The organism is Streptomyces sp. Y2F8-2 (assembly GCF_014905555.1).
Lineage (GTDB): Bacteria > Actinomycetota > Actinomycetes > Streptomycetales > Streptomycetaceae > Streptomyces > Streptomyces cynarae.
In genome coordinates this window covers 254,051-273,531 of record NZ_BNGS01000013.1, presented here as the reverse complement: position 1 = coordinate 273,531, position 19,481 = coordinate 254,051, and the positions used below count along the sequence as shown (strand labels likewise).

General features: G+C 71.5%; 19 protein-coding genes. 10 read left to right on the top strand and 9 right to left on the bottom strand.

Going from position 1 to position 19,481, the window contains the following annotated elements; genetic code table 11:
* Positions 1-1,047 (top strand): 1,4-alpha-glucan branching enzyme (glgB, locus tag SY2F82_RS35050; RefSeq protein ID WP_200423112.1); only part of this gene is annotated, 1,047 nt, incomplete at its 5' end.
* A 192-nt stretch (positions 1,048-1,239) separates the two neighbouring features.
* Positions 1,240-2,034 carry a SigB/SigF/SigG family RNA polymerase sigma factor gene (locus SY2F82_RS35045; RefSeq protein ID WP_200423111.1) on the top strand — a complete coding sequence of 265 codons (795 nt, stop codon included), beginning with the start codon at positions 1,240-1,242 and terminating at the stop codon, positions 2,032-2,034.
* Positions 2,035-2,265: 231 nt separating this feature from the next.
* On the opposite strand, the gene SY2F82_RS35040 is transcribed toward SY2F82_RS35045, so the two are convergent.
* Positions 2,266-2,619 (bottom strand): ANTAR domain-containing protein, encoded by a 354-nt coding sequence (locus tag SY2F82_RS35040; RefSeq protein WP_200423110.1) that lies wholly within the window; start codon positions 2,617-2,619, stop codon positions 2,266-2,268.
* Between the two features lie 139 nt (positions 2,620-2,758).
* Between SY2F82_RS35040 and SY2F82_RS35035 the strand changes: the two genes are divergently transcribed.
* The 6 genes from SY2F82_RS35035 (at position 2,759) to SY2F82_RS35010 (ending at position 7,682) form a co-directional block, all read left to right on the top strand.
* Positions 2,759-3,424, top strand: a complete 666-nt coding sequence (locus SY2F82_RS35035) for a UdgX family uracil-DNA binding protein (protein ID WP_200423109.1) — start codon at positions 2,759-2,761, stop codon at positions 3,422-3,424.
* 85 nt (positions 3,425-3,509) lie between these two features.
* On the top strand, positions 3,510-3,719 hold the full coding sequence (locus tag SY2F82_RS35030; protein ID WP_200423108.1) for a hypothetical protein: 210 nt from the start codon (positions 3,510-3,512) through the stop codon (positions 3,717-3,719).
* A gap of 29 nt (positions 3,720-3,748) precedes the next feature.
* Complete coding sequence (locus SY2F82_RS35025; RefSeq protein ID WP_200423107.1) at positions 3,749-5,209, top strand: aminotransferase class I/II-fold pyridoxal phosphate-dependent enzyme; 1,461 nt, start codon at positions 3,749-3,751, stop codon at positions 5,207-5,209.
* A 192-nt stretch (positions 5,210-5,401) separates the two neighbouring features.
* The gene (locus SY2F82_RS35020; protein WP_200423106.1) at positions 5,402-6,082 is read left to right on the top strand and encodes an ABC transporter permease; all 681 of its coding nucleotides are present in this window, start codon (positions 5,402-5,404) and stop codon (positions 6,080-6,082) included.
* Positions 6,079-6,750: an ABC transporter permease gene (locus SY2F82_RS35015; RefSeq protein WP_200423105.1), complete on the top strand. Its 672-nt coding sequence runs from the start codon at positions 6,079-6,081 to the stop codon at positions 6,748-6,750. Before SY2F82_RS35020 ends, SY2F82_RS35015 begins: the two co-directional genes overlap by 4 nt.
* On the top strand, positions 6,747-7,682 hold the full coding sequence (locus tag SY2F82_RS35010) for an ABC transporter substrate-binding protein (protein WP_200423104.1): 936 nt from the start codon (positions 6,747-6,749) through the stop codon (positions 7,680-7,682). The genes SY2F82_RS35015 and SY2F82_RS35010 overlap by 4 nt, the downstream gene beginning before the upstream one ends.
* Before the next feature lie 154 nt (positions 7,683-7,836).
* Here SY2F82_RS35010 and SY2F82_RS35005 read toward each other — a convergent pair whose 3' ends face one another.
* Positions 7,837-8,292, bottom strand: coding sequence for a MarR family winged helix-turn-helix transcriptional regulator (locus SY2F82_RS35005; RefSeq protein WP_200423103.1), 456 nt, complete (start codon positions 8,290-8,292; stop codon positions 7,837-7,839).
* 68 nt (positions 8,293-8,360) lie between these two features.
* Between SY2F82_RS35005 and SY2F82_RS35000 the strand changes: the two genes are divergently transcribed.
* Positions 8,361-8,825: a hypothetical protein gene (locus SY2F82_RS35000; RefSeq protein ID WP_200423102.1), complete on the top strand. Its 465-nt coding sequence runs from the start codon at positions 8,361-8,363 to the stop codon at positions 8,823-8,825.
* The gene (locus SY2F82_RS34995) at positions 8,822-10,426 is read left to right on the top strand and encodes a multicopper oxidase family protein (RefSeq protein ID WP_200423101.1); all 1,605 of its coding nucleotides are present in this window, start codon (positions 8,822-8,824) and stop codon (positions 10,424-10,426) included. Before SY2F82_RS35000 ends, SY2F82_RS34995 begins: the two co-directional genes overlap by 4 nt.
* Here SY2F82_RS34995 and SY2F82_RS34990 read toward each other — a convergent pair.
* The 7 genes from SY2F82_RS34990 to rhaI form a co-directional block, all read right to left on the bottom strand.
* Positions 10,416-11,525 carry an ABC transporter ATP-binding protein gene (locus SY2F82_RS34990; RefSeq protein ID WP_200423100.1) on the bottom strand — a complete coding sequence of 370 codons (1,110 nt, stop codon included), beginning with the start codon at positions 11,523-11,525 and terminating at the stop codon, positions 10,416-10,418. The genes SY2F82_RS34995 and SY2F82_RS34990 overlap by 11 nt on opposite strands.
* 22 nt (positions 11,526-11,547) lie before the next feature.
* Positions 11,548-12,189, bottom strand: a complete 642-nt coding sequence (locus SY2F82_RS34985) for an LUD domain-containing protein (RefSeq protein ID WP_200423099.1) — start codon at positions 12,187-12,189, stop codon at positions 11,548-11,550.
* Positions 12,186-13,670 (bottom strand): LutB/LldF family L-lactate oxidation iron-sulfur protein, encoded by a 1,485-nt coding sequence (locus tag SY2F82_RS34980; RefSeq protein WP_200423098.1) that lies wholly within the window; start codon positions 13,668-13,670, stop codon positions 12,186-12,188. The genes SY2F82_RS34985 and SY2F82_RS34980 overlap by 4 nt, the downstream gene beginning before the upstream one ends.
* Entirely contained in the window at positions 13,667-14,422 is a 756-nt protein-coding gene (locus tag SY2F82_RS34975) for a (Fe-S)-binding protein (RefSeq protein WP_200423141.1), read from the bottom strand. Before SY2F82_RS34975 ends, SY2F82_RS34980 begins: the two co-directional genes overlap by 4 nt.
* A gap of 73 nt (positions 14,423-14,495) precedes the next feature.
* Complete coding sequence (locus tag SY2F82_RS34970; RefSeq protein WP_200423097.1) at positions 14,496-15,932, bottom strand: rhamnulokinase family protein; 1,437 nt, start codon at positions 15,930-15,932, stop codon at positions 14,496-14,498.
* Between the two features lie 5 nt (positions 15,933-15,937).
* Positions 15,938-17,977: a bifunctional aldolase/short-chain dehydrogenase gene (locus tag SY2F82_RS34965; RefSeq protein WP_200423096.1), complete on the bottom strand. Its 2,040-nt coding sequence runs from the start codon at positions 17,975-17,977 to the stop codon at positions 15,938-15,940.
* A gap of 186 nt (positions 17,978-18,163) precedes the next feature.
* Positions 18,164-19,324 (bottom strand): L-rhamnose isomerase, encoded by a 1,161-nt coding sequence (rhaI, locus tag SY2F82_RS34960; RefSeq protein ID WP_200423095.1) that lies wholly within the window; start codon positions 19,322-19,324, stop codon positions 18,164-18,166.
* Between the last annotated feature and the right edge of the window lie 157 nt (positions 19,325-19,481).

The following is a 19,481-nucleotide window of genomic DNA, read 5'->3' as shown; positions in this document are numbered from 1 at the left end:
GAGGTGCGCAACTTCCTGGTCGCCAACGCCGTGTACTGGTGCGAGGAGTTCCACATCGACGGCCTGCGCGTGGACGCCGTCGCCTCCATGCTCTACCTCGACTACTCCCGCGAGCCCGGCCAGTGGACCCCGAACGAGCACGGCGGCCGGGAGAACCTGGACGCCGTCGCGTTCCTCCAGGAGATGAACGCCACCGTCTACCGCCGCTGCCCGGGCGTGGTGACCGTCGCCGAGGAGTCCACCGCCTGGGACGGCGTCACCAGACCCACCGACCAGGGCGGCCTCGGCTTCGGCCTGAAGTGGAACATGGGCTGGATGCACGACTCCCTCGTCTATGTGTCCAAGGACCCGATCCACCGCAGGTACCACCACGACGAGATGACGTTCTCGATGGTGTACGCCTACAGCGAGAACTACGTCCTGCCGATCTCCCACGACGAGGTGGTGCACGGAAAGCTGGCCCTGGTGTCCAAGATGCCGGGCGACTGGTGGCAGCAGCGGGCGAACCTCCGTGCGTACCTGGGCTTCATGTGGGCGCACCCGGGCAAGCAACTCCTCTTCATGGGACAGGAGTTCGCCCAGGGCGGCGAGTGGTCACAGAGCCAAGGCCTCGACTGGTGGCTGCTGGATCCGGAGTACGGGGCGGAATCCGAGCATCGGGGCGTGCGGGACCTGGTCCGCGACCTCAACACGATATACCGCCGCACCCCGGCCCTGTGGCAGCGCGACACCGAACCGTCCGGGTTCCGCTGGGTCGTCCCGGACGCCGCCGACGACAACGTGTTCGCGTTCCTGCGCCACGACGCGGAGGGCGGACCTCTGCTGGCCGTGTCGAACTTCTCCCCCGTCGTTCGCCACGACTACCGCCTGGGTGTCCCCGACGACGTCCCCGCCTGGCAGGAGGTGCTGAACACGGACGCGGCGCCGTACGGCGGCAGCGACGTCCGCAACCCGGCCCCCCTCGCCCCCGAACAGGGTCCCGGACACGGCATCCGTCTGACCCTTCCGCCCCTGGCCACCGTATGGCTGCTTCCCGCAGTCGGGTGAGCGCCGACCGTCACTGTGTCCGAGAAATTGTTTGTCGTCCAGAAAGTCGGGAATGGGCTGATTAGTGCTTCGGACAGGAGGCACGTCCGTGGGAGCTGGCTCACCAGCCCCGGGTGTGTCCCCGTGCTGCTCCGTGAGTGCGCCCTCCCATGGTGTCTGTCCAATCAGCCCCTCGAGGGAGTTGAAAAGCACATGCGCATCACGGTCAAGGCCAAGCAACACCCGCACGACGACGCCCCTGACACCACAGACGCCTTCGCTCAGCTGCGCGGGCTGCCCGACGGCCCCGAGCGGCAGGCGCTGCGCGACGAGATCGTCCGGTCGTGGCTGCCGATGGCCGAGCGCATCGCCCGGCGCTACAGAGGCAGGGGCGAGTCCGTCGAGGATCTGTGCCAGGTGGCCGCCCTCGGGCTGGTCAAGGCGGTCGACCGCTATGAGCCGGCGCGCGGCTACGCGTTCGAGAGTTATGCCATTCCCACCATCACCGGTGAGATCAAGCGGCACTTCCGGGACCACATGTGGGTCCTGCACGTACCGCGGCGTGTTCAGGACCTGCGCAACCGGGTGCGGGCGGCCGTCAAGGAGATCGGACAGGAGGCCCCGGGGCACGGCCCGACCGTCGCAGAGATCGCCGAGCACGCGCACCTCAGCGAGGACGATGTGCGAGTGGGACTGGAAGCCATGGACAGCTTCACGGCGCTCTCCCTGGACGCGGAGGTCGCCGGCAGCGACGACGGCTACGCGCTCGGCGACGCCCTCGGCGACGCCGACGCCGGCTACGACCTGATCGTCGACCGGGAGGCCGTCAAGCCGTGTCTGCGTTCCCTGCCCGAGCGCGAGCGAACCATCCTCTATCTGCGCTACTTCCGGGGGATGACCCAGAGCCGCATCGCGAGCCAGCTCGGCATCTCCCAGATGCACGTCTCGCGCCTGCTCAGCGGATGCTGTGCGCGTGTGCGTGAGGAGGCCCTTTCCGACAGCGCCTGATGCCCGGACCCGGCCGAAGCGCCCTGCCCGTTCCGCTGTGCCGATCCGCCCTGCCGGTCCGCCGCGGCATCGGTTCGCATCGCATTCGGCCGCCCGAGCCGCTTGTCGACCGGACGGCCGTTTGCGGTGGGCTCACTGCCGAACCCTCCCGGGAACGGTTGGCCAGTGCGCCGACACCTTCCGGACTATCCGCGAGAGGGTGTTTGAAACACGACGCCGACACACGCGGCGTCAGTGCTGCGGCGGACCCTCCGGCAACTGCGTGGGGCCGTAACGGTCGAGCGTGTCCTCCAGAAGGGCGCGCAGGTCGTCAGGCAGATCCCCGTCGCGGCCCCAGATCAGTATCAGCTCCGCGACATTGCGCAATTTGATGTTCGCGTGCTGCGAGACCTCCCGCAGCACCTCCCATCCCTGGCCGGGCGTCACATGACCGAGGGCGACGAGCATGCCGATGGCCTGGTCCACCGTCGCGTGCGAGGTGACGGCCTCCTTCAGCTGGCAGATCTCCTCCTCCAGCTGGAAGATCCGTTCCGCCTGGGAGGTGGTGTCCGGCTCGTCGTCTCCCGGACGGGCTTTCGAGGTCATCGTCCCCTCCGGGCTGCCGTGGTCTTCGCCGATGTCGGGCTTCCTCCATCGTCCCCACCGCGCCAGGGGTGTGCGAGCCGGGAGAAGGGGTACTGCGGGGACCGGGTCAGGACCGTGGGCCGGGGAGGTGAAGAAAGTCATGAGCCGTACCGAGGACGCCCGGGCGAGCTCGTACGACGCGACGCCGTTCCTGCCGGACGGCGGTGACCTCGCCGCATACCGGCGTGCCGCCGCCGACTGCCACGGCTGCCCCCTGTACGAGAACGCCACCCAGACCGTGTTCGGGCAGGGGGACGGTTCGGCGCGGGTCGTGCTGGTCGGCGAGCAGCCGGGCGACCAGGAGGACCGCCAGGGCGAACCCTTCGTGGGCCCGGCCGGACGCCTGCTGGACAAGGCGCTGACCGAGGCCGGCATCGACCGCGGCACCGCGTACGTCACCAACGCGGTCAAGCACTTCAAGTTCACCGTCGTGCCCGAACGCGGCAAGCGGCGCATCCACAAGGCGCCCAGCCTCCGCGAGATGGGCGCCTGCAAGCCCTGGTTGCGCGCCGAACTGGACCTGATCCGGCCCGATGTGGTGGTCGCCCTGGGCGCGACCGCCGCCAAGTCGCTGCTGGGCGGCTCCTTCCGGGTGAGCAAGGACCGCGGGAGCCTGCTCCCGCTGCCCGGCTCCGAGGAGGAGCGGTACGTCGTCGCGACGGTGCACCCCTCGGCGATCCTCCGCGCCGACGACCGGGAGGCGGCGTACGCCGGGCTCGTGTCCGATCTGAAGGTGGCGGCGCGGGCGCTCAACGGGCGGGCCTGAGCTGGAGGCGGCGGTGCGGCGGCCGAACGCGTGAGCGGCGGCTCCGGCCCGCCTGATCCGGCGATCCGCGGGTACCCGGCCCGCCATGAGCACGATCCTGTCGCGCCTGCCGTGGCGCAAGAAGCCGACCCGTACCGCCACCGAGGAGGTTCTTCAGGAGGTGAAGGAGCAGGGCCACGAGGACGACACCGACACCGGCGGGGGCACCGGGGGCGGCGCGGGTGACCCGATCACCCCGAGCCGCCAGGCCAACCGGAAGGCCGCCGAGGGACGCCCCTCCGACCGAGAGCCGTGACCGACCGCTCGACGAAGGAGGGAACACCCGTGGACCAGACCCGAGTGCCGATTCTCGAAGCCCTGCGCCGCTACCACGAGCGCGGGGAACTCGCGTTCACGCCACCCGGGCACAAACAGGCCCGTGGCGCCGACCCGGAGGCCAGAGAGCTGCTGAGTGACGTCTTCCGCTCCGATGTGCTCGCCTCGGGCGGTCTCGACGACCGCCGCATGACCGGTGACGTCCTGGCGCGGGCCGAGGAGCTGATGGCGGACGCCGTCCATGCCGAGCACACCTTCTTCACCACGTGCGGCAGCTCGCTGTCCGTGAAGGCCGCGATGCTCGCCGTGGCGGGCCCGCACGAGCAGCTCGTCGTGGGCCGTGACGCCCACAAGTCGGTGGTCTCCGGACTGATCCTGGCGGGCATCGAGCCCGTCTGGGCCGACCCCCAGTGGGACGAGCGGCAGCGCTTCGCGCACGCACCCTCGGCGGAGGCCTTCGCCGAGGCCCTCGACCGCCATCCCGAGGCGCGCGGCGCCCTGGTCACCAGCCCGACCCCGTACGGCGGCTGCGCGGACCTGGCCGCGATCGCCGAGGTCTGCCACGCGCGCGGAGTGCCGCTCATCGTCGACGAGGCGTGGGGCGCGCACCTGCCCTTCCATCCGGATCTGCCGTCCTGGGCGATGGACGCCGGCGCGGACGTCTGCGTGACCAGCATCCACAAAATGGGCAGCGGCTTCGAACAGGGCTCCGTCTTCCATCTGCAGGGGTCTTTGATCGATCCCACGACCCTGAAGTCGCGTGCGGACCTGCTGGGCACCACCAGCCCCTCGGTCCTCATCTTCGCGGGACTCGACGCCTGGCGCCGCCAGATGGCCCTGCGCGGCAAGGACCTGCTGGACGACGCGCTGCACCTGGCCGAGCAGGTCCGGGCCGCCGTCGAGGAGATCCCGGGCCTGGAGGTCCTCGGGCGCGACGACCTGGTGGGCCCGGGCCTGTCCGCGGACTACGACCCGCTGCCCGTCACCATCGACGTCAGCGGCCTCGGCACGAGCGGCTACCGCGCCGCCGACTGGCTGCGCGCCGAACACCACATCGACATGCACCTCTCCGACCACCGCCGGATCAGCGCACAGCTCACCTTCGCCGACTCGCCCGACACCACCCGCCCCCTGCTTCGGGCCCTGCGCGACCTCGCCGGGCACGCCGACGAGCTCGCGGCCGGTCTGCCGCACCCCGAGGTGCCGACGGGAGACGGGATGCGCCTCGAACAGGCGTGCCTGCCGCGTGACGCGTACTTCGGGCCCAAGGAGTCCGTGCCCCTGGAGCAGGCGGCAGGCCGGATCTGCGCCGAGATGATCACGCCCTATCCGCCGGGCATCCCGGCCGTCCTGCCGGGCGAACGCCTCACCGAGCCGGTGCTGCGCTATCTGCGTACGGGCCTGGAGTCGGGCATGAACCTCCCCGACGCCGACGACCCCCGGCTGAACACCATCAGCGTGAGCCGCTGAGCCGTCCCGCACGCGCACGAGGGGCGGCCCCCGCCTTGGGGCTGCCCCTCGGGTCGTACGCACCTCACGCGGGCCACGGTTCCCCCCGCCCCGCACGCACGACACCTCCGTCGCCACCGCGGTGCGGACGGCGACACCCCGACGGGCCACCACAACGAGCGCGGCCCCTCACCCGCCCGGTCCCATGGACGTGTGACCTCGCCCCCGGACGACTGCCTCGCCCGCAACGAGTGGATCTGCGGCGCCTACCTGCGCACCCGCCGCCACATCCTCCTCGACGCGGTGCTCCAGCATCTGCAGCTGGTCACGGCCTCTATCGTCATCGGCCTGCTCGTGGCGCTCCCGCTCGCGGTCCTGGCACGCCGCCTGCGCCGGGCCGCCGCACCCGTCCTCGGTGTCACGACGGTCCTCTACACGATTCCGTCGCTGGCCATGTTCTCGCTGCTCCTGCCCCTGTACGGGCTGTCGGCGACCCTGGTCGTCACCGGACTCGCCCTCTACTCGCTCACTCTGCTCGTCCGGAACATCCTCGCCGGGCTGCGCGCCGTTCCCGAGGAGACCCGGCAGGCCGCCCTCGGCATGGGCTACGGGCCGATCCGGCTGCTGCTCACCGTGGAACTGCCGCTCGCCCTGCCTGCCGCCATGGCCGGCCTGCGCATCGCCACCGTCTCGGCGGTGTCCCTGGTCACGGTCGGGGCGATCGTCGGCTTCGGCGGTCTCGGCAACCTCATCTACGCGGGCATGAACACCTACTTCAAGGCACAGGTGTTGACCGCGTCCGTGCTGTGCGTGCTGATCGCGGTGGCCGCCGACGTGCTGCTGCTCGGTGTGCAACGGCTCGCCACCCCCTGGGCGAGGGCGAGAAGCCGATGAGGACCCTCGGCGACACCTGGGACTGGCTCACCGACCCGGCGCACTGGGCGGGCGACGACGGCATCGGGCACCGGCTGCAGCAGCACTTCGTCCTGACCGCGGTCTGTCTCCTCGTCAGCTGCCTGATCGCACTGCCGGTCGCCCTCGTCCTGGGTCACCTCGGCAAGGGCGGCGCACTCGCCGTCAACCTCTCCAACGTCGGCCGTGCCGTCCCCACCTTCGCCGTACTGGTGCTCCTGCTGCTCACCCCGATCGGCGCTTGGGGCGACGGCCCGACCGTCGTCGCTCTCGTGCTGTTCGCGGTACCGCCGCTGCTGACCAACGCGTACGTCGGCATGCGGGAGGTCGACCCCGACGTGGTGCGGGCGGCGCGGGGGATGGGCATGACCGGCCGGCAGATGCTCCTGCGCGTGGAGCTGCCCCTGTCGCTCCCCATGGTGCTGGGCGGGGTGCGCATCGCCGCCGTCCAGCTCGTCGCCACCGCCACGATCGCCGCGCTGGCCGGGGGCGGCGGACTCGGCCGCATCATCACCGCGGGCTTCAACCTGGCCAGTACGCCGCAGGTCGTCGCCGGGGCGGTCCTGGTGGCCGCGTTCGCACTGGTGGTCGAGGGGATCTTCGAGGCCGTCGAGCGGCTGGCGCCGCGCCGGGCGAGGGACCGGCGATGAGACGGTACGCGGCGCTCGCGTCCGCCCTGGTGGTCGCCGGCTGTATGACGGGCCCCTCCCTGGAGACCCGGGGCCGGGTCACCGCGCCGCCCGGCGACAGCAGGCACCTGACCGTCGGCTCGGCCGGCTTCACCGAGAGCGACCTGCTCGCCCACATGTACGCCCTGTTGCTGAACCGGGCCGGCTACACGACCTCCCTCATCACCGTCGCCAACCGCGAACTGTACGAACCCGCCCTGGAGTCCGGGCAGATCGACGTGATCCCGGAGTACGCGGCCACCTTCGCGGACTGGCTCCAGGCAAGGTCCCACGGCGCCGGGGCCGCGCCCGTCGGCTCGCCGGACCTCGCCGCCACCATGAGAGCGCTGCGGGGACTGGCCGCGCCCCGCGGACTGACGGTGCTCGACCCGGGACGCGCGGTCGACCGGAACGCCTTCGCAGTGACCCGCGCCTTCGCCCGCGACCACCACCTGAGGACCCTGAGCGACCTCGGCCGCTCCGGCCTGAAGGTGCGGCTCGCCGCCGGGGACGAATGCGTGCGCCGGCCGTACTGCGCGCCGGGGTTGAGGAAGGTCTACGGCATCGACATCACCGGTGTCGACCCCAAGGGTGTCGGCACCACACAGGCCAAGCGCGCCGTCCGGGACGGACGGGACCAGATGGTGCTGACCACCACGACGGACGCCACCCTCGACGCGTTCGGGCTCGTCCTGCTCGCCGACGACCGACACCTGCAGAACGCGGACTACGTCGTCCCGGTCGTCAACCGCGCCCGGGCGGGCGGAGTCCGGGTGACCAAGGCCCTGGGCGCTCTCAACTCGGTCCTGACGACAGAGGACCTGACGTCCCTGAACCAGCGGGTGGACAGCTGGCGGCGGCTGCCGCAGGACGTGGCCCGCGCCTACCTCGAGGACAAGGGGCTCCTGAAGTGACGCCGCGGGTGGACCTCCTGTCCGCTCCGGAAGCCGATGAGCGGCGCCGCACAGCCGCGCCCCAGCAGCAGGACGACACGACGCCCGACCGGGCGGCCCGTGGCTGTCGGGTCATGCCCGCCACTGTCCGCCGCCCGGTTCTGACGCACACGCCCTACGTTTCGGGTGCCCTGACGAAGCGTTCCAGAAGTGAGCACAACAGTTCCTGGTCGTCCTCTTCCAGGCAGTCCAGGAGCCGGGCGCCCACCTCGTCGGCGATCCGCGAGGCCTCGGCGAACAGGTCTCTGCCCTCTTCGGTCAGCTCCACCGCGTGGGCGCGCCGGTCGGCGGGCGAGGGCCGCCGCACGGCCAGAGCGCGGGCCTCCAGGTCGTCGACCGTGCGCACCATCGAGGACTTGTCGCTGCCGGTGAGGTCGATGAGCCGGCGCTGGCTGAGCGCCCCGTGCCTGGTGAGGTTGAGCAGCACCCCGTAGTGCCGGCCCTCGATGCCGAGCGGACGCAGTGCCTCGGCGAACGTCCGTGCGGCCCGTCGCTGGGCGAGACGGAGGAGCGGGCCGATGCGCGCGGGGCCGGCATCGGGTGCGGGGGAGGCGGAACGGGGGGCGTTCATGGCCGTTCAGCATAGGGCAAGCCGAGATTGGTTCCCAAGAGATAGTCTCATCTGGCACTATCTCGTCCATGCCTAATCGGATCGTTCCTTCCCCGCGCCCGGTGGCGGATCCCCCCGTACCCGCCGACGGCGGCCGCCCCTCGGTGCGGCCCTGGGCCCTCGTGCTCTTCCGGACCGTGGTGACATGCGAGGCCGTCCTGGCCGTCGGGCAGGCGGTACTGGCCGGGAGCTTCCTGTCCGGTCACTACGGAGCCCTCGACCTGCACGCCCTCAACGCGACCGCCACCGGGCTCGTCGCCGTGGCCCAGATCGTGGCTTCGGTGCTGCTGTGGCGACCCGGTGGCGGGCCCGGCTGGCCGGCCCTGACCGGCGTCGCGCTGTTCGGGGCGGAGGCGGGACAGATCGCCATGGGGTACGCGCGCGTACTCGCCGTTCATGTCCCGCTGGGCGTGGCGATCATCGCCTGCACCTTGCTGATGCTGGTCTGGGCCTGGCGTCCGGACCGTTCCCGCCGTGCGGAGGAGAGCGCATGAGCGGGGGCATCGGCCGACGCCGCCTGCTCGCCGCGGCGGCCCTCGGCGGCGGCGCGCTCACCGTCGGCGGATGGGCCATGGCCTCGGGCGCGCTGACGCCCGGTCAGCCGGGGCTGCTGCTGCGCAGCCAGGCCCCGCTGCCGCCGCGGTACGCGGTGCCGCTGCCCGTGCCGTCCGTGCTCGCTCCGGTCCGCTCCGACGGCACCACGGACGTGTACGAGATCACCCAGCGGACGGCGCGCCTGCGTATCCTGCCCGGTCTGGAGACCACCGCCTGGACCTACGGCGGGACCTTCCCCGGGCCTACGCTGCTCTCGCGCTCGGGGCGCCGCACGGTGGTGCGGCACCGCAACGAACTGCCGCATCCGACCGTCGTCCACCTGCACGGCGGCCACACCCCGTACGGCAGCGACGGCTATCCGACCGCGCTGATCCTGCCGCGCGGCGGCACCGTGTCCGGGGCGGACGACATGGCGGCGATGCCGGGGATGTCGGGGATGACCGGCATGGCCGGGACCGCCGGGTCCCACGACAGTGCCGCGGTCGTGCGGACGTACACGTATCCGATGGAGCAACGGGCCGCCACCCTCTGGTACCACGACCACCGTATGGGCTTCACCGGCCCGAACGTCTGGCACGGCCTCGCCGGGTTCCACCTCGTCCACGACGACGAGGAAGAGGCGTTGCCGCTGCCCCGCGGCGACCGCGACATCCCCCTGATGATCACCGACCGGTCCTTCGCGGCCGACGGTTCCTTCCGGTACCCCGCCCTGGACGCGGCACAGCACACGCCAGGCGTCAGTGCGCGCTACATGGACGGCGTCCTGGGCGACGTCATCCTGGTCAACGGGGCACCCTGGCCGGTACTTCCGGTCCGGCGGCTGCGCTACCGGCTGCGCCTGCTCAACGCCTCGAACGCCCGCCGTTACCGTCTGGCGCTCGACCCTCCGCCTCCGGGTGGCGGCGGCCTGGTGCAGATCGGCGGCGACGGCGGCCTGCTTCAGACGCCGCTCGCGCACGACTCGCTGGACATCGCCCCGGCCGAACGCTTCGACGTGGTCGTCGACTTCTCCCGCTACCGGCCCGGCACCCGCGTACGGCTGGTCAACCAACTGGGCAGCGGCAGCACGACCGCCGTGATGCGATTCGACGTCTCCACCGCCCGGCCACCGGCCGACGACTCACGCATACCGGCACGGCTGTCCGCGATACCCACGCCGCGCCCGGACCGGGCCACCGCGGTGCGGACGTTCCACTTCCAGCGGCGCGCCGGATCCACCGGCTGGACCATCAACGGCCGCCCCTACGAGCCCGGCAGGCCCCTGGCCACCGTCCGGCTCGGCACCACCGAGGTGTGGCGGTTCGTCACCGACTTCCACCACCCCGTCCATCTCCACCTCAACCACTTCCGGGTGACCGCCCGCAACGGCCGCTCGCCCGGGCCGTACGACGCGGGCTGGAAGGACACGGTCGACCTGCGCCCCGCCGAATCCGTGGAGATCGTCACCCGGTTCACCGACTACCCGGGCCGCTACATGCTGCACTGCCACAACCTGGAACACGAGGACATGGCGATGATGGCCGACTTCGTCACGGAGTGAACGCGTCCGCCGAGCGGCGAAGGGCCGTGTGGAGCCCGGCCGGGGTCAGGACGCCGAGGAAGTGCCTTGCGTCCAGAACGGCCACCCACCCGGCGTCGTACTGGATCATCACCTCGAACGCCTCCTTCAGCGAAGCGCCCACCGGAACCCAGCAGTCCATCCGGTGGGCGTGGTCGCGTACGAGGCCGCCGCCGGCCAGCTCCTCGGTGCCGACCCAGCCGTGCAGACCACCCTCAGCGGCGAGGACGACCGCCCGGAGTGCGCCCTCGGCCCGCAACCGGGCCTCGGCCCGCCGGGCGGGCTCGTCGAGGCGGGTGACCGGCGGCTGTTCGAGGTCGCCCGGCTGGACCTCCGTCACCGACAGGCGCTTCATCCCACGGTCCGCGCCCACGAACGCGGCGACACGCGGGGTGGCCGGCCTGCCCAGCACCGCTCCCGGCGTGTCGAACTGCTCGACGCGTCCCTGCCCGTACACCGCGATCCGGTCGCCCAGCCGCACCGCTTCCTCGATGTCGTGCGTGACCAGCAGCACCGTCTTGCGCACCGCCGCCTGCATCCGCAGGAACTCGTCCTGCAACTGTTTCCGCACCACCGGGTCGACCGCCCCGAACGGCTCGTCCATGAGCAGCACGGGCGGATCGGCGGCGAGTGCCCGCGCCACCCCGACCCGCTGCCGCTGACCGCCCGACAACTGGTCGGGGTAGCGCGGCCCGTACGTCCTCGGGTCCAGGCCCACCAGCTCCAGCAGCTCGGCGGCCCGCGCCCGCGCCTTGGCCCTCTTCCAGCCCAGTAGCAGGGGGACCGTCGCCGTGTTGTCGAGCACGGTCCGGTGCGGGAACAGCCCCACCTGCTGGATGACGTAGCCGATCCGGCGCCGCAACCGCACCGGATCGACGCCCGCGACGTCGGCGCCGCCCACGAGGACCCGCCCGGAGGTCGGTTCCACCAGCCGGTTGACCAGCATCATCGTGGTCGTCTTGCCGCACCCGGACGGCCCGACGAGCGTGACCAGTTCCCCCTCGGCGACCTCGAACGACAGGTCGCGCACGGCCGTCGTGCCGTCCGGATACCGCTTGGTGACCTGCTCGAACCGGATCATTCCCTCACGCTAACCGCGCCGGTCACTCACCGCTCACCAGCACCACCTCCAGGGTGCGCGGACCGTGCACCCCCTCGACCCGGTCCAGCTCGATGTCGCTCGTCGCGGACGGCCCGGAGATCCATGTCAGCGGGCGTGCCGGATCGAGCCGTTCCAGGGCCTGGGGGACGGAGGAGACCACCTGGTCGGGCACGCGCACCACACAGATGTGGTGGTCGGGGACCAGGGTGATACGGCGGCGGCCCTGGTCCGGTGCGCCGTCCAGCACGATGGTGCCGGTCTCGGCGATGGCGACGGCGCAGCCGGTGACCACGCTGTCGACGCCGTCCAGCTCGTGCGGGGTGCTCTCCGCCCGGTCGGGGACCTGCTCGACGCCGGTGAGCCAGTGCGACGGCAGTCCGGGCGGAACCAGGACGGTGCGCGCGCCGCGCGCGGCGAGCAGGCCGGCCAGCACCGACGGCAGCGCGGTGGCATCGGAGCGGTGCACGATCGCCCGGTAGTCCGCCAGGTTCTCCGCCAGCAGATCGATCGTCTCCTTGACGGTGCGTTCGCCGTGCTGCCGCAGATAGTCCCGGGGAACGGCCTGTTCGTACGCCGTGTCGTCCTTCGGTACGTCCGTCAGCGCGCGCCGCACCCGGCCCAGGATCTGCTCTCTGCTGTTCACTTGCCGTCGCCTCCGTCCTTGCTGCCGCGGGTCCGCTGCCACCAGTCGCGGAACGGCTCCGCCGGCACCTGCGGCAGGTCCCGGCTCGCGCTCCACGCCCGGCCCGGCCCCGGCAGCGTCCGGGGGAGGAAGCGGCGCGACCGCGACGCCAGCCGCTGACCCGTCCGCAGCGCCCCGGGGTGGCCGAACGCCCAGCGTGCCGCCCGCATCGCGGCCCGTTCGGCGGCATGGCCCTTCGCGGGCCTCAGCACGACCTTGTTGCCGCCCCGTGTCACCGGCCCGCCCTGCACGACCCGTTCCCGCAGATGCACCAGCACCTCGGGGATGTCGATGGCGACCGGGCACACCTCGTAGCAGGCGCCGCACAGCGAGGACGCGTACGGCAGCGAGGCGTCGATCTCGCTCTGCGTGCCCCTCAGCTGGGGACTGAGGATCGCGCCGATCGGGCCCGGGTACACCGAGCCGTAGGCGTGTCCGCCCGCCCGCTCGTACACCGGGCAGACATTGAGACAGGCCGAGCAGCGGATGCAGCGCAGCGCCTGGCGGCCCACCTGGTCGGCGAGCGTGTCGGTGCGCCCGTTGTCGAGCAGGACCAGGTGGAAGGTCTTCGGCCCGTCCTCATCGGTCGTGCCGGTCCACGTGCTGGTGTACGGGTTCATGCGTTCGGCCGTGGAGGAGCGCGGCAGGGTCTGCAGGAACACCTCCAGGTCCCGCCAGGTCGGCACGATCTTCTCGATGCCGACCACCGAGATCAGCGTCTCGGGGAGGGTGACGCACATCCGCCCGTTGCCCTCGGACTCCACCACGACCAGCGTGCCGGTCTGAGCGACCATGAAGTTCGCGCCGGAGATCCCGACCTTGGCGCGCAGGAACTTCTCCCGCAGGTGCAGCCGGGCCGCCTCGGCGAGTTCGGCGGGCCTGTCGGTCAGCCCCTCGGGCGCGGGGCGGCCCCACTCGGCCATCTCCGAGCGGAAGATGTCCCGGATCTCCCCGCGGTTTCGGTGGATCGCCGGGACGAGGATGTGGGAGGGCCGGTCCTTGCCCAACTGGACGATCAGTTCGGCGAGATCGGTCTCGTAGGCGCGGATGCCCTCCGCCTCCAGAGCCTCGTTGAGGCCGATCTCCTGGGTGGCCATCGATTTGACCTTGACGACTTCCGACTCGCCGGTCGCCCTGACCAGTTCGGCCACGATCCGGTTCGCCTCGTCCGCGTCGGCGGCCCAGTGCACCACGCCGCCCGCAGCCGTGACCGACTCCTCCAACTGGACCAGATACCGGTCGAGATGGCGCAGGGTGTGGTCCTTGATCCGCCGGCCCGCCTCCCTCAGCGCCGTCCAGTCGGACACCTCCGCGACCGCCTTGGCCCGCTTGGCGCGGATGGTGTGGGTGGCGTGGCGCAGATTGCCGCGCAAGGTCCGGTCGCGCACCGCCTCGTGCGCCGCCGCCGGGAAAGCGGGCATACCGAGATACGTTCCGCTCATATCAGCGGCTCCTCTTCCGTGCTCGCCAGGATCTCCGCGATGTGCACCGGCCGCATCCCGACCCTCAGGCGCGCCATCGTCCCGCCGATGTGCATCAGACAGGAGTTGTCGGCCGCGCACAGCACCTCCGCGCCCGTCGACTCCGCGTTGCGCACCTTGTCGACGCCCATCGCTGCCGAGACATCGGAGTTCTTCAGGGCGAACGTGCCGCCGAAGCCGCAGCACTCCTCGGCCCCCGGCAGCTCGGCCAACTCCAGTCCCTTCACGGCCTGGAGCAGCCGCCTGGGGCGGTCGCCGAGGCCCAGGCCCCGCAGACCGTGGCAGGTCGGGTGGTAGGTCACCTTGTGCGGGTAGTACGCGCCGACATCGGTCACTCCCAGCACGTCCACCAGGAACTCCGTCAGCTCGTACGTCTTCGGGACCACGGGCGCCAGCGTGGCCGCGAGCGTGTCCCCGCGACCCTCCGCCCGCGCCCGCTCGCCCATCCGCGGATACAGCTCCCGCACCATCGCCCCGCACGACCCCGACGGCGTCACGATCGCCTCGTATTCCCTGAAGACATCGGAGAACTTCACGGCGAGCGGCTCGGCCTCGTGCCGGTATCCGGTGTTGTAGTGGGCCTGCCCGCAGCACGTCTGCGCCATCGGGAAGTCCACCTCGACGCCCATCCTGGTCAGCAGTTTCACCACCGCGCGGCCGGTGTCCGGATATAGCGTGTCGTTGACGCAGGTCAGGAACAGGGCGACACGCATCGCGGCTCCTCGGGGGTCGGTCATCGGATGAATGCAGGGTAGTCGGCGGGGGCGACTTAGGGTAGACCCCGGCTCAGGGGGTGGTGAGCCGGGACTCCGCCGCCCGCCACACGGCCGTGTCGCCGCGCGGTTCGTACCGTGTGAGCGGCTGGGTGGCGGCGAGCAGCAGGCGCATCTCGGCCCGGTCGCCGACGAGCCCGTGGGCGCGGGCCTGGACGAGGACGTTCCCGAGGGCGGCCGCCTCCGTCGGGCCGGCCACCACCGGCAGCCCGCAGGCGTCGGCGGTCAGTTGGCACAGCAGGGCGTTGCGGGTGCCGCCCCCGACGATGTGGACCACGTCCACCGGGTGGTCGGCGAGCCGCTGGACCTCGGACACGGCCCGGCGGTGGGCGAGTGCGAGGGAGTCGAGGATGCACCGCGTGACCTCGGCGGGCGAGTCCGGCACCGGCTGCCCCGAGGCCCGGCACGCCTCGGCGATGCGCGCCGGCATCCGCCCGGGCGCCAGGAACTCCGCATCGCCGGCGTCCACCACGGACCGCAGCGCCGGGACCTCCGCGGCGGCCGACAGCAGCCCGGGCAGGTCAGGGTCGCCCCATTCCCGTACGCACTCCTGGAGCAGCCACAGCCCCATGATGTTGCGCAGATAGCGGACCGTGCCGTCCAGGCCCAGCTCGTTGGTGAAGTTGGCGGCCCGGCTCTCCTCGGTCAGCACGGGTGCCCGGAGTTCCAGGCCGGCCAGCGACCAGGTGCCGGTGCAGATGTAGGCGAACCGCTCACCGACGGCCGGTACGGCGGCCACCGCGGACGCCGTGTCGTGCGAGCCCACGGTGGTCACCGGCACGGGACCCCGCAGACCCGTCTCTTCCAGCACAGCGGGCCGCAGCACACCGGCCGGGTCGCCGGGCCGGCGCAGCGGCGCGAACAGGCTCAGGTCGATGTCCAGCCGGGCCGCGACGCCGTACGCCCAGTCGCGGGTGCGGGGGTCGATGAGCTGGGTGGTGGAGGCGTTGGTCAGCTCGGTGCCCTGCTCGCCCGTCAGCCAGTACGTCAGCAGGTCCGGAACGAGCAACAGGCGCTCGGCCTGGCCGAGTTGGGCGGTGGAGCGGGCCGCGGTCAGCTGGTACAGCGTGTTGAAGGGCGCGTACTGCAAGCCGGTGGCCGCGTACAGCTCGTCCGCGGGCACGGTCGCCCAGACCTTCTCCGCGATCCCCTCCGTGCGGGCGTCCCGGTAGTGCACCGGATTGCCCAGCAGGGCCCCGTCCGCGTCCAGCAGGCCGTAGTCCACGGCCCAGCTGTCGATGCCGACCGAGTCGACCTGACCGGCCGCGCGCAGCCCGTCCAGGACGCCCGCGTACAGCGACAGGATGTCCCAGCGCAGCCCCTCGGGGACCCGCACGGGCCGGTTCGGGAACCGGTGCGCCTCGGTCAGCTCCAGGGTGCCGGGGCCCACGCGGCCGACCATGACGCGCCCGCTGGACGCGCCGAGGTCGACCGCTGCGTACGACTGCACGGCGCTCACCGCAGGAAGGCGGCCGCGACGCCGGCGTCGACCGGGATGTGCAGTCCCGTGGTGTGGGTGAGGTCCCCGCCCGTCAGCGCGAACACGGCGTTCGCGACGTGCTCCGGCAGCACCTCCCGCTTGAGGATGGTCCGCTGGGCGTAGAACTCGCCGAGCTTCTCCTCCGGCACCCCGTACACGGCCGCGCGCTGCGCGCCCCAGCCGCCCGCGAAGATCCCGGACCCCCGTACCACCCCGTCCGGGTTGACCCCGTTCACGCGGATGCCGTGCTCACCCAGCTCGGCGGCCAGCAGCCGCACCTGGTGCGCCTGGTCGGCCTTGGTCGCGGAGTAGGCGATGTTGTCGGGCCCGGCGAAGACGGCGTTCTTGGAGGCGATGTAGACGATGTCGCCGCCCAGCTGCTGGGCGATCATCACGCGGGCGGCCTCGCGGGAGACGAGGAAGGAGCCGCGGGCCATGATGTCGTGCTGGAGGTCCCAGTCCTTCGCGGAGGTCTCCAGCAGCGGCTTGGAGAGGGAGATGCCGGCGTTGTTGACCACGAGGTCGACGCCGCCGAAGGCCAGCACGGCGGCCTTGAAGGCGTCCACGATCTGCTCCTCGGAGGTGACGTCGACCGTCACGGCGACGGCCTTGTCCGGCCCGCCCAGCTCCTCGGCCACGGCGGCGGCGTTCTCGGCGTCGAGGTCGGCGACGACGACGCAGGCGCCCTCGGCCACCAGCCGCCCGGCGATCGCCTTGCCGATGCCGCTGCCGGCCCCGGTCACCAGCGCCACCCGTGTGGCGAGCGGCTTGGGCTTCGGCATCCGCTGGAGCTTGGCCTCCTCCAGCGCCCAGTACTCGATGCGGAACTTCTCGGACTCCTCGATCGGCGCGTACGTCGACACGGCCTCGGCCCCGCGCATCACGTTGATCGCGTTGACGTAGAACTCGCCGGCCACGCGGGCGGTCTGCTTGTCCTTGCCGAAGGAGAACATGCCGACGCCGGGCACGAGCACGATCGCCGGGTCGGCCCCCCGCATGGCGGGGGAGTCGGGCAGAGCATGCCTCTCGTAGTAGGCGGCGTACTCCTCGCGGTAGGCGGCGTGCAGTTCCTTCAGCCGGGCGACGGCCTCCTCCAGCGGCGCCGTCGGCGGCAGGTCGAGGACCAGCGGACGGACCTTGGTGCGCAGGAAATGATCCGGGCAGGAGGTGCCGAGGGCGGCGAGCCGAAGGTGCTCCGCCCGCGCCACGAAGTCGAGGACGACCTCGGAGTCGGTGAAGTGCCCGACCTGCGGCTTGTCCTGGGAGGCGATCGCCCGGATGTGCGGAGCGAGGGCCGCGGCCCGTTCCCGGCGCTCGGCCCCGGGCAGGGCCTCGTACCCCTCGATCACGGGCCCGAACGGCTCGGGCCTGCCCCGCTCGGCGAGGAAGGCCTCGGCGGTGCGGATGATGTGCAGCGAGTTGCGCTCGCACTCCTGCGAGGTGGCTCCCCAGGCGGTGATGCCGTGCCCGCCCAGGATGCAGCCGATCGCCTGCGGGTTGGCCTCCTTGATCGCGGCGATGTCCAGCCCGAGCTGGAACCCGGGCCGCCGCCACGGCACCCACACCACGGTGTCGCCGAAGCACTCGGCGGTCAGCTTCTCCCCGTCGGCCGCGCAGGCGAGCGCGATCCCGGAGTCGGGGTGGAGGTGGTCGACGTGGGGCGCGTCGACGAGACCGTGCATGGCGGTGTCGATGGAGGGGGCGGCCCCGCCCTTGCCGTGCAGACAGTAGTCGAACGCGGCGACCATCTCGTCCTCGCGCTCCACACCGGGGTAGACGCCGACGAGGGCCCGCAGCCGGTCGAGCCGCAGCACGGCCAGCCCGTCCTCGCTCAGGGTCCCGAGATCACCCCCGGACCCCTTGACCCACATCAGCTCGACATCACCCGCGGTCACGGGATCGGTGCCGGTGCCTTTGGCGGAGGCGTTGCCGCCGGCGTAGTTGGTGTTACGGGGATCTGAGCCCAGCCGATGGGAACGGGCGAGGAGAGCGGCGGCTTCGGGATGGAGAGACATGTCCAGTCCTTCATAGACGAGGGGTGAGTGGAGCGCGCCCCAAAGGGGCGCGGGTCTGTATCGATGTGCGGCTCCGCCGCGATGGGGGTCCCCCTGTTCGAGCGAAGCCGAGAACTTGGGGGAGTGACCAGCCACATCCCGCCCGCAGTCTGCGAACGGCCTTACCCGGCAGACGCAGCGCAGCGCCTACGCTCCCCAACCTGCCTGCTGACCGCCCACGCGCTCCTCAACGATCTTCTGAGCCCATCCGGACCGGGCGTACGCCCCCATGGGGTCGGGGTCCAGCCCCATCTCCTCCCGCACCTCCGCCAGCAGCGGACGAACGTCCGTGTTGTACGCGTCCATGAGCACCGCGTTGGCGCCCAGCACATCCCCCGCCCGCTGCGCAGCAGCCAGCGCGTCCCGGTCCACCAGCAGCGCCTTGGCCGTGGCCTCCTGGACGTTCATCACCGAGCGGATGATCGCCGGGATCTTGGCCTCGATGTTGTGGCACTGGTCGAGCATGAAGGCGACCTCGGAGGTGAACCCGCCCCCGCGCACCACCTCGTACATGATCCGGAACAGCTGGAACGGATCCGCTGCCCCGACCATCAGGTCGTCGTCGGCGTAGAACCGCGAGTTGAAGTCGAACCCGCCGAGCTTGCCCTCCCGCAGCAGCGTCGCCACGATGAACTCGATGTTGGTGCCCGGTGCGTGATGCCCCGTGTCCACCACGACCTGCGCCTTCGGCCCCAGCTTCAGGCAGTGCGCGTACGCCGTCCCCCAGTCCGGCACGTCCGTCGTATAGAAGGCAGGCTCGAAGAACTTGTACTCCAGCAGCATCCGCTGCCCCTCGCCCAGCCGCTCGTACACCTCGGCGAGGCCCTCCGCGAGCCGGTCCTGCCGCTCACGGATGTCGTCCTGCCCGGGGTAGTTCGTCCCGTCCGCGAACCACAGCTTCAGGTCCCTCGACCCGGTGGCGTCCATGATGTCGACGCACTCCAGCAGATGGTCGACGGCCTTGCGCCGCACCGCCGCGTCCGGATGGCAGATGCTGCCCAGCTTGTAGTCGTCGTCCTGGAAGGTGTTGGAGTTGATCGCGCCGAGCCTCACGCCGCGCTCCTGCGCGTACTTGGCCAGCGCCGCGTAGTCGTCCACCTTGTCCCACGGGATGTGCAGCGCCACGGTCGGCGCGACGCCCGTGAACTCGTGGACCTTCGCCGCGTCCTCCAGCTTCTCCCGCGGATCGCGGGGGACCCCGGCTTGCGCGAACACCTTGAAGCGCGTGCCCGAGTTCCCGTACGCCCATGACGGCGTCTCGACGGCCTGGGACTTCAGAGCGGCCTTCACTGCGGCGAGCTCGGTCACTTGGGGGCTCCTGTGGCATCGGTGGGCATCGGTGGAGGACACCGGCGTGAAACGATTCAGGATGGGAAGCTAAGAGCCCCCACCTGGGGTGTCAAGGTCTGTGGCGGATCGATCTTCCCGTGGCCACGTCGTGCCTTGGGCTTTCGAAATTTTTTCG

Bases quoted from the DNA above. Each gene is read 5' to 3' on its own strand.
- SY2F82_RS35045 (WP_200423111.1), top strand. From the start codon at position 1,240: ATGCGCATCACGGTCAAGGCCAAGCAACACCCGCACGACGACGCCCCT.
- SY2F82_RS35040 (WP_200423110.1), bottom strand. From the start codon at position 2,619: ATGACCTCGAAAGCCCGTCCGGGAGACGACGAGCCGGACACCACCTCC.
- SY2F82_RS35035 (WP_200423109.1), top strand. From the start codon at position 2,759: ATGAGCCGTACCGAGGACGCCCGGGCGAGCTCGTACGACGCGACGCCG.
- SY2F82_RS35030 (WP_200423108.1), top strand. From the start codon at position 3,510: ATGAGCACGATCCTGTCGCGCCTGCCGTGGCGCAAGAAGCCGACCCGT.
- SY2F82_RS35015 (WP_200423105.1), top strand. From the start codon at position 6,079: ATGAGGACCCTCGGCGACACCTGGGACTGGCTCACCGACCCGGCGCAC.
- SY2F82_RS35010 (WP_200423104.1), top strand. From the start codon at position 6,747: ATGAGACGGTACGCGGCGCTCGCGTCCGCCCTGGTGGTCGCCGGCTGT.
- SY2F82_RS35005 (WP_200423103.1), bottom strand. From the start codon at position 8,292: ATGAACGCCCCCCGTTCCGCCTCCCCCGCACCCGATGCCGGCCCCGCG.
- SY2F82_RS35000 (WP_200423102.1), top strand. From the start codon at position 8,361: ATGCCTAATCGGATCGTTCCTTCCCCGCGCCCGGTGGCGGATCCCCCC.
- SY2F82_RS34995 (WP_200423101.1), top strand. From the start codon at position 8,822: ATGAGCGGGGGCATCGGCCGACGCCGCCTGCTCGCCGCGGCGGCCCTC.
- SY2F82_RS34990 (WP_200423100.1), bottom strand. From the start codon at position 11,525: ATGATCCGGTTCGAGCAGGTCACCAAGCGGTATCCGGACGGCACGACG.
- SY2F82_RS34980 (WP_200423098.1), bottom strand. From the start codon at position 13,670: ATGAGCGGAACGTATCTCGGTATGCCCGCTTTCCCGGCGGCGGCGCAC.
- SY2F82_RS34975 (WP_200423141.1), bottom strand. From the start codon at position 14,422: ATGCGTGTCGCCCTGTTCCTGACCTGCGTCAACGACACGCTATATCCG.
- SY2F82_RS34965 (WP_200423096.1), bottom strand. From the start codon at position 17,977: ATGTCTCTCCATCCCGAAGCCGCCGCTCTCCTCGCCCGTTCCCATCGG.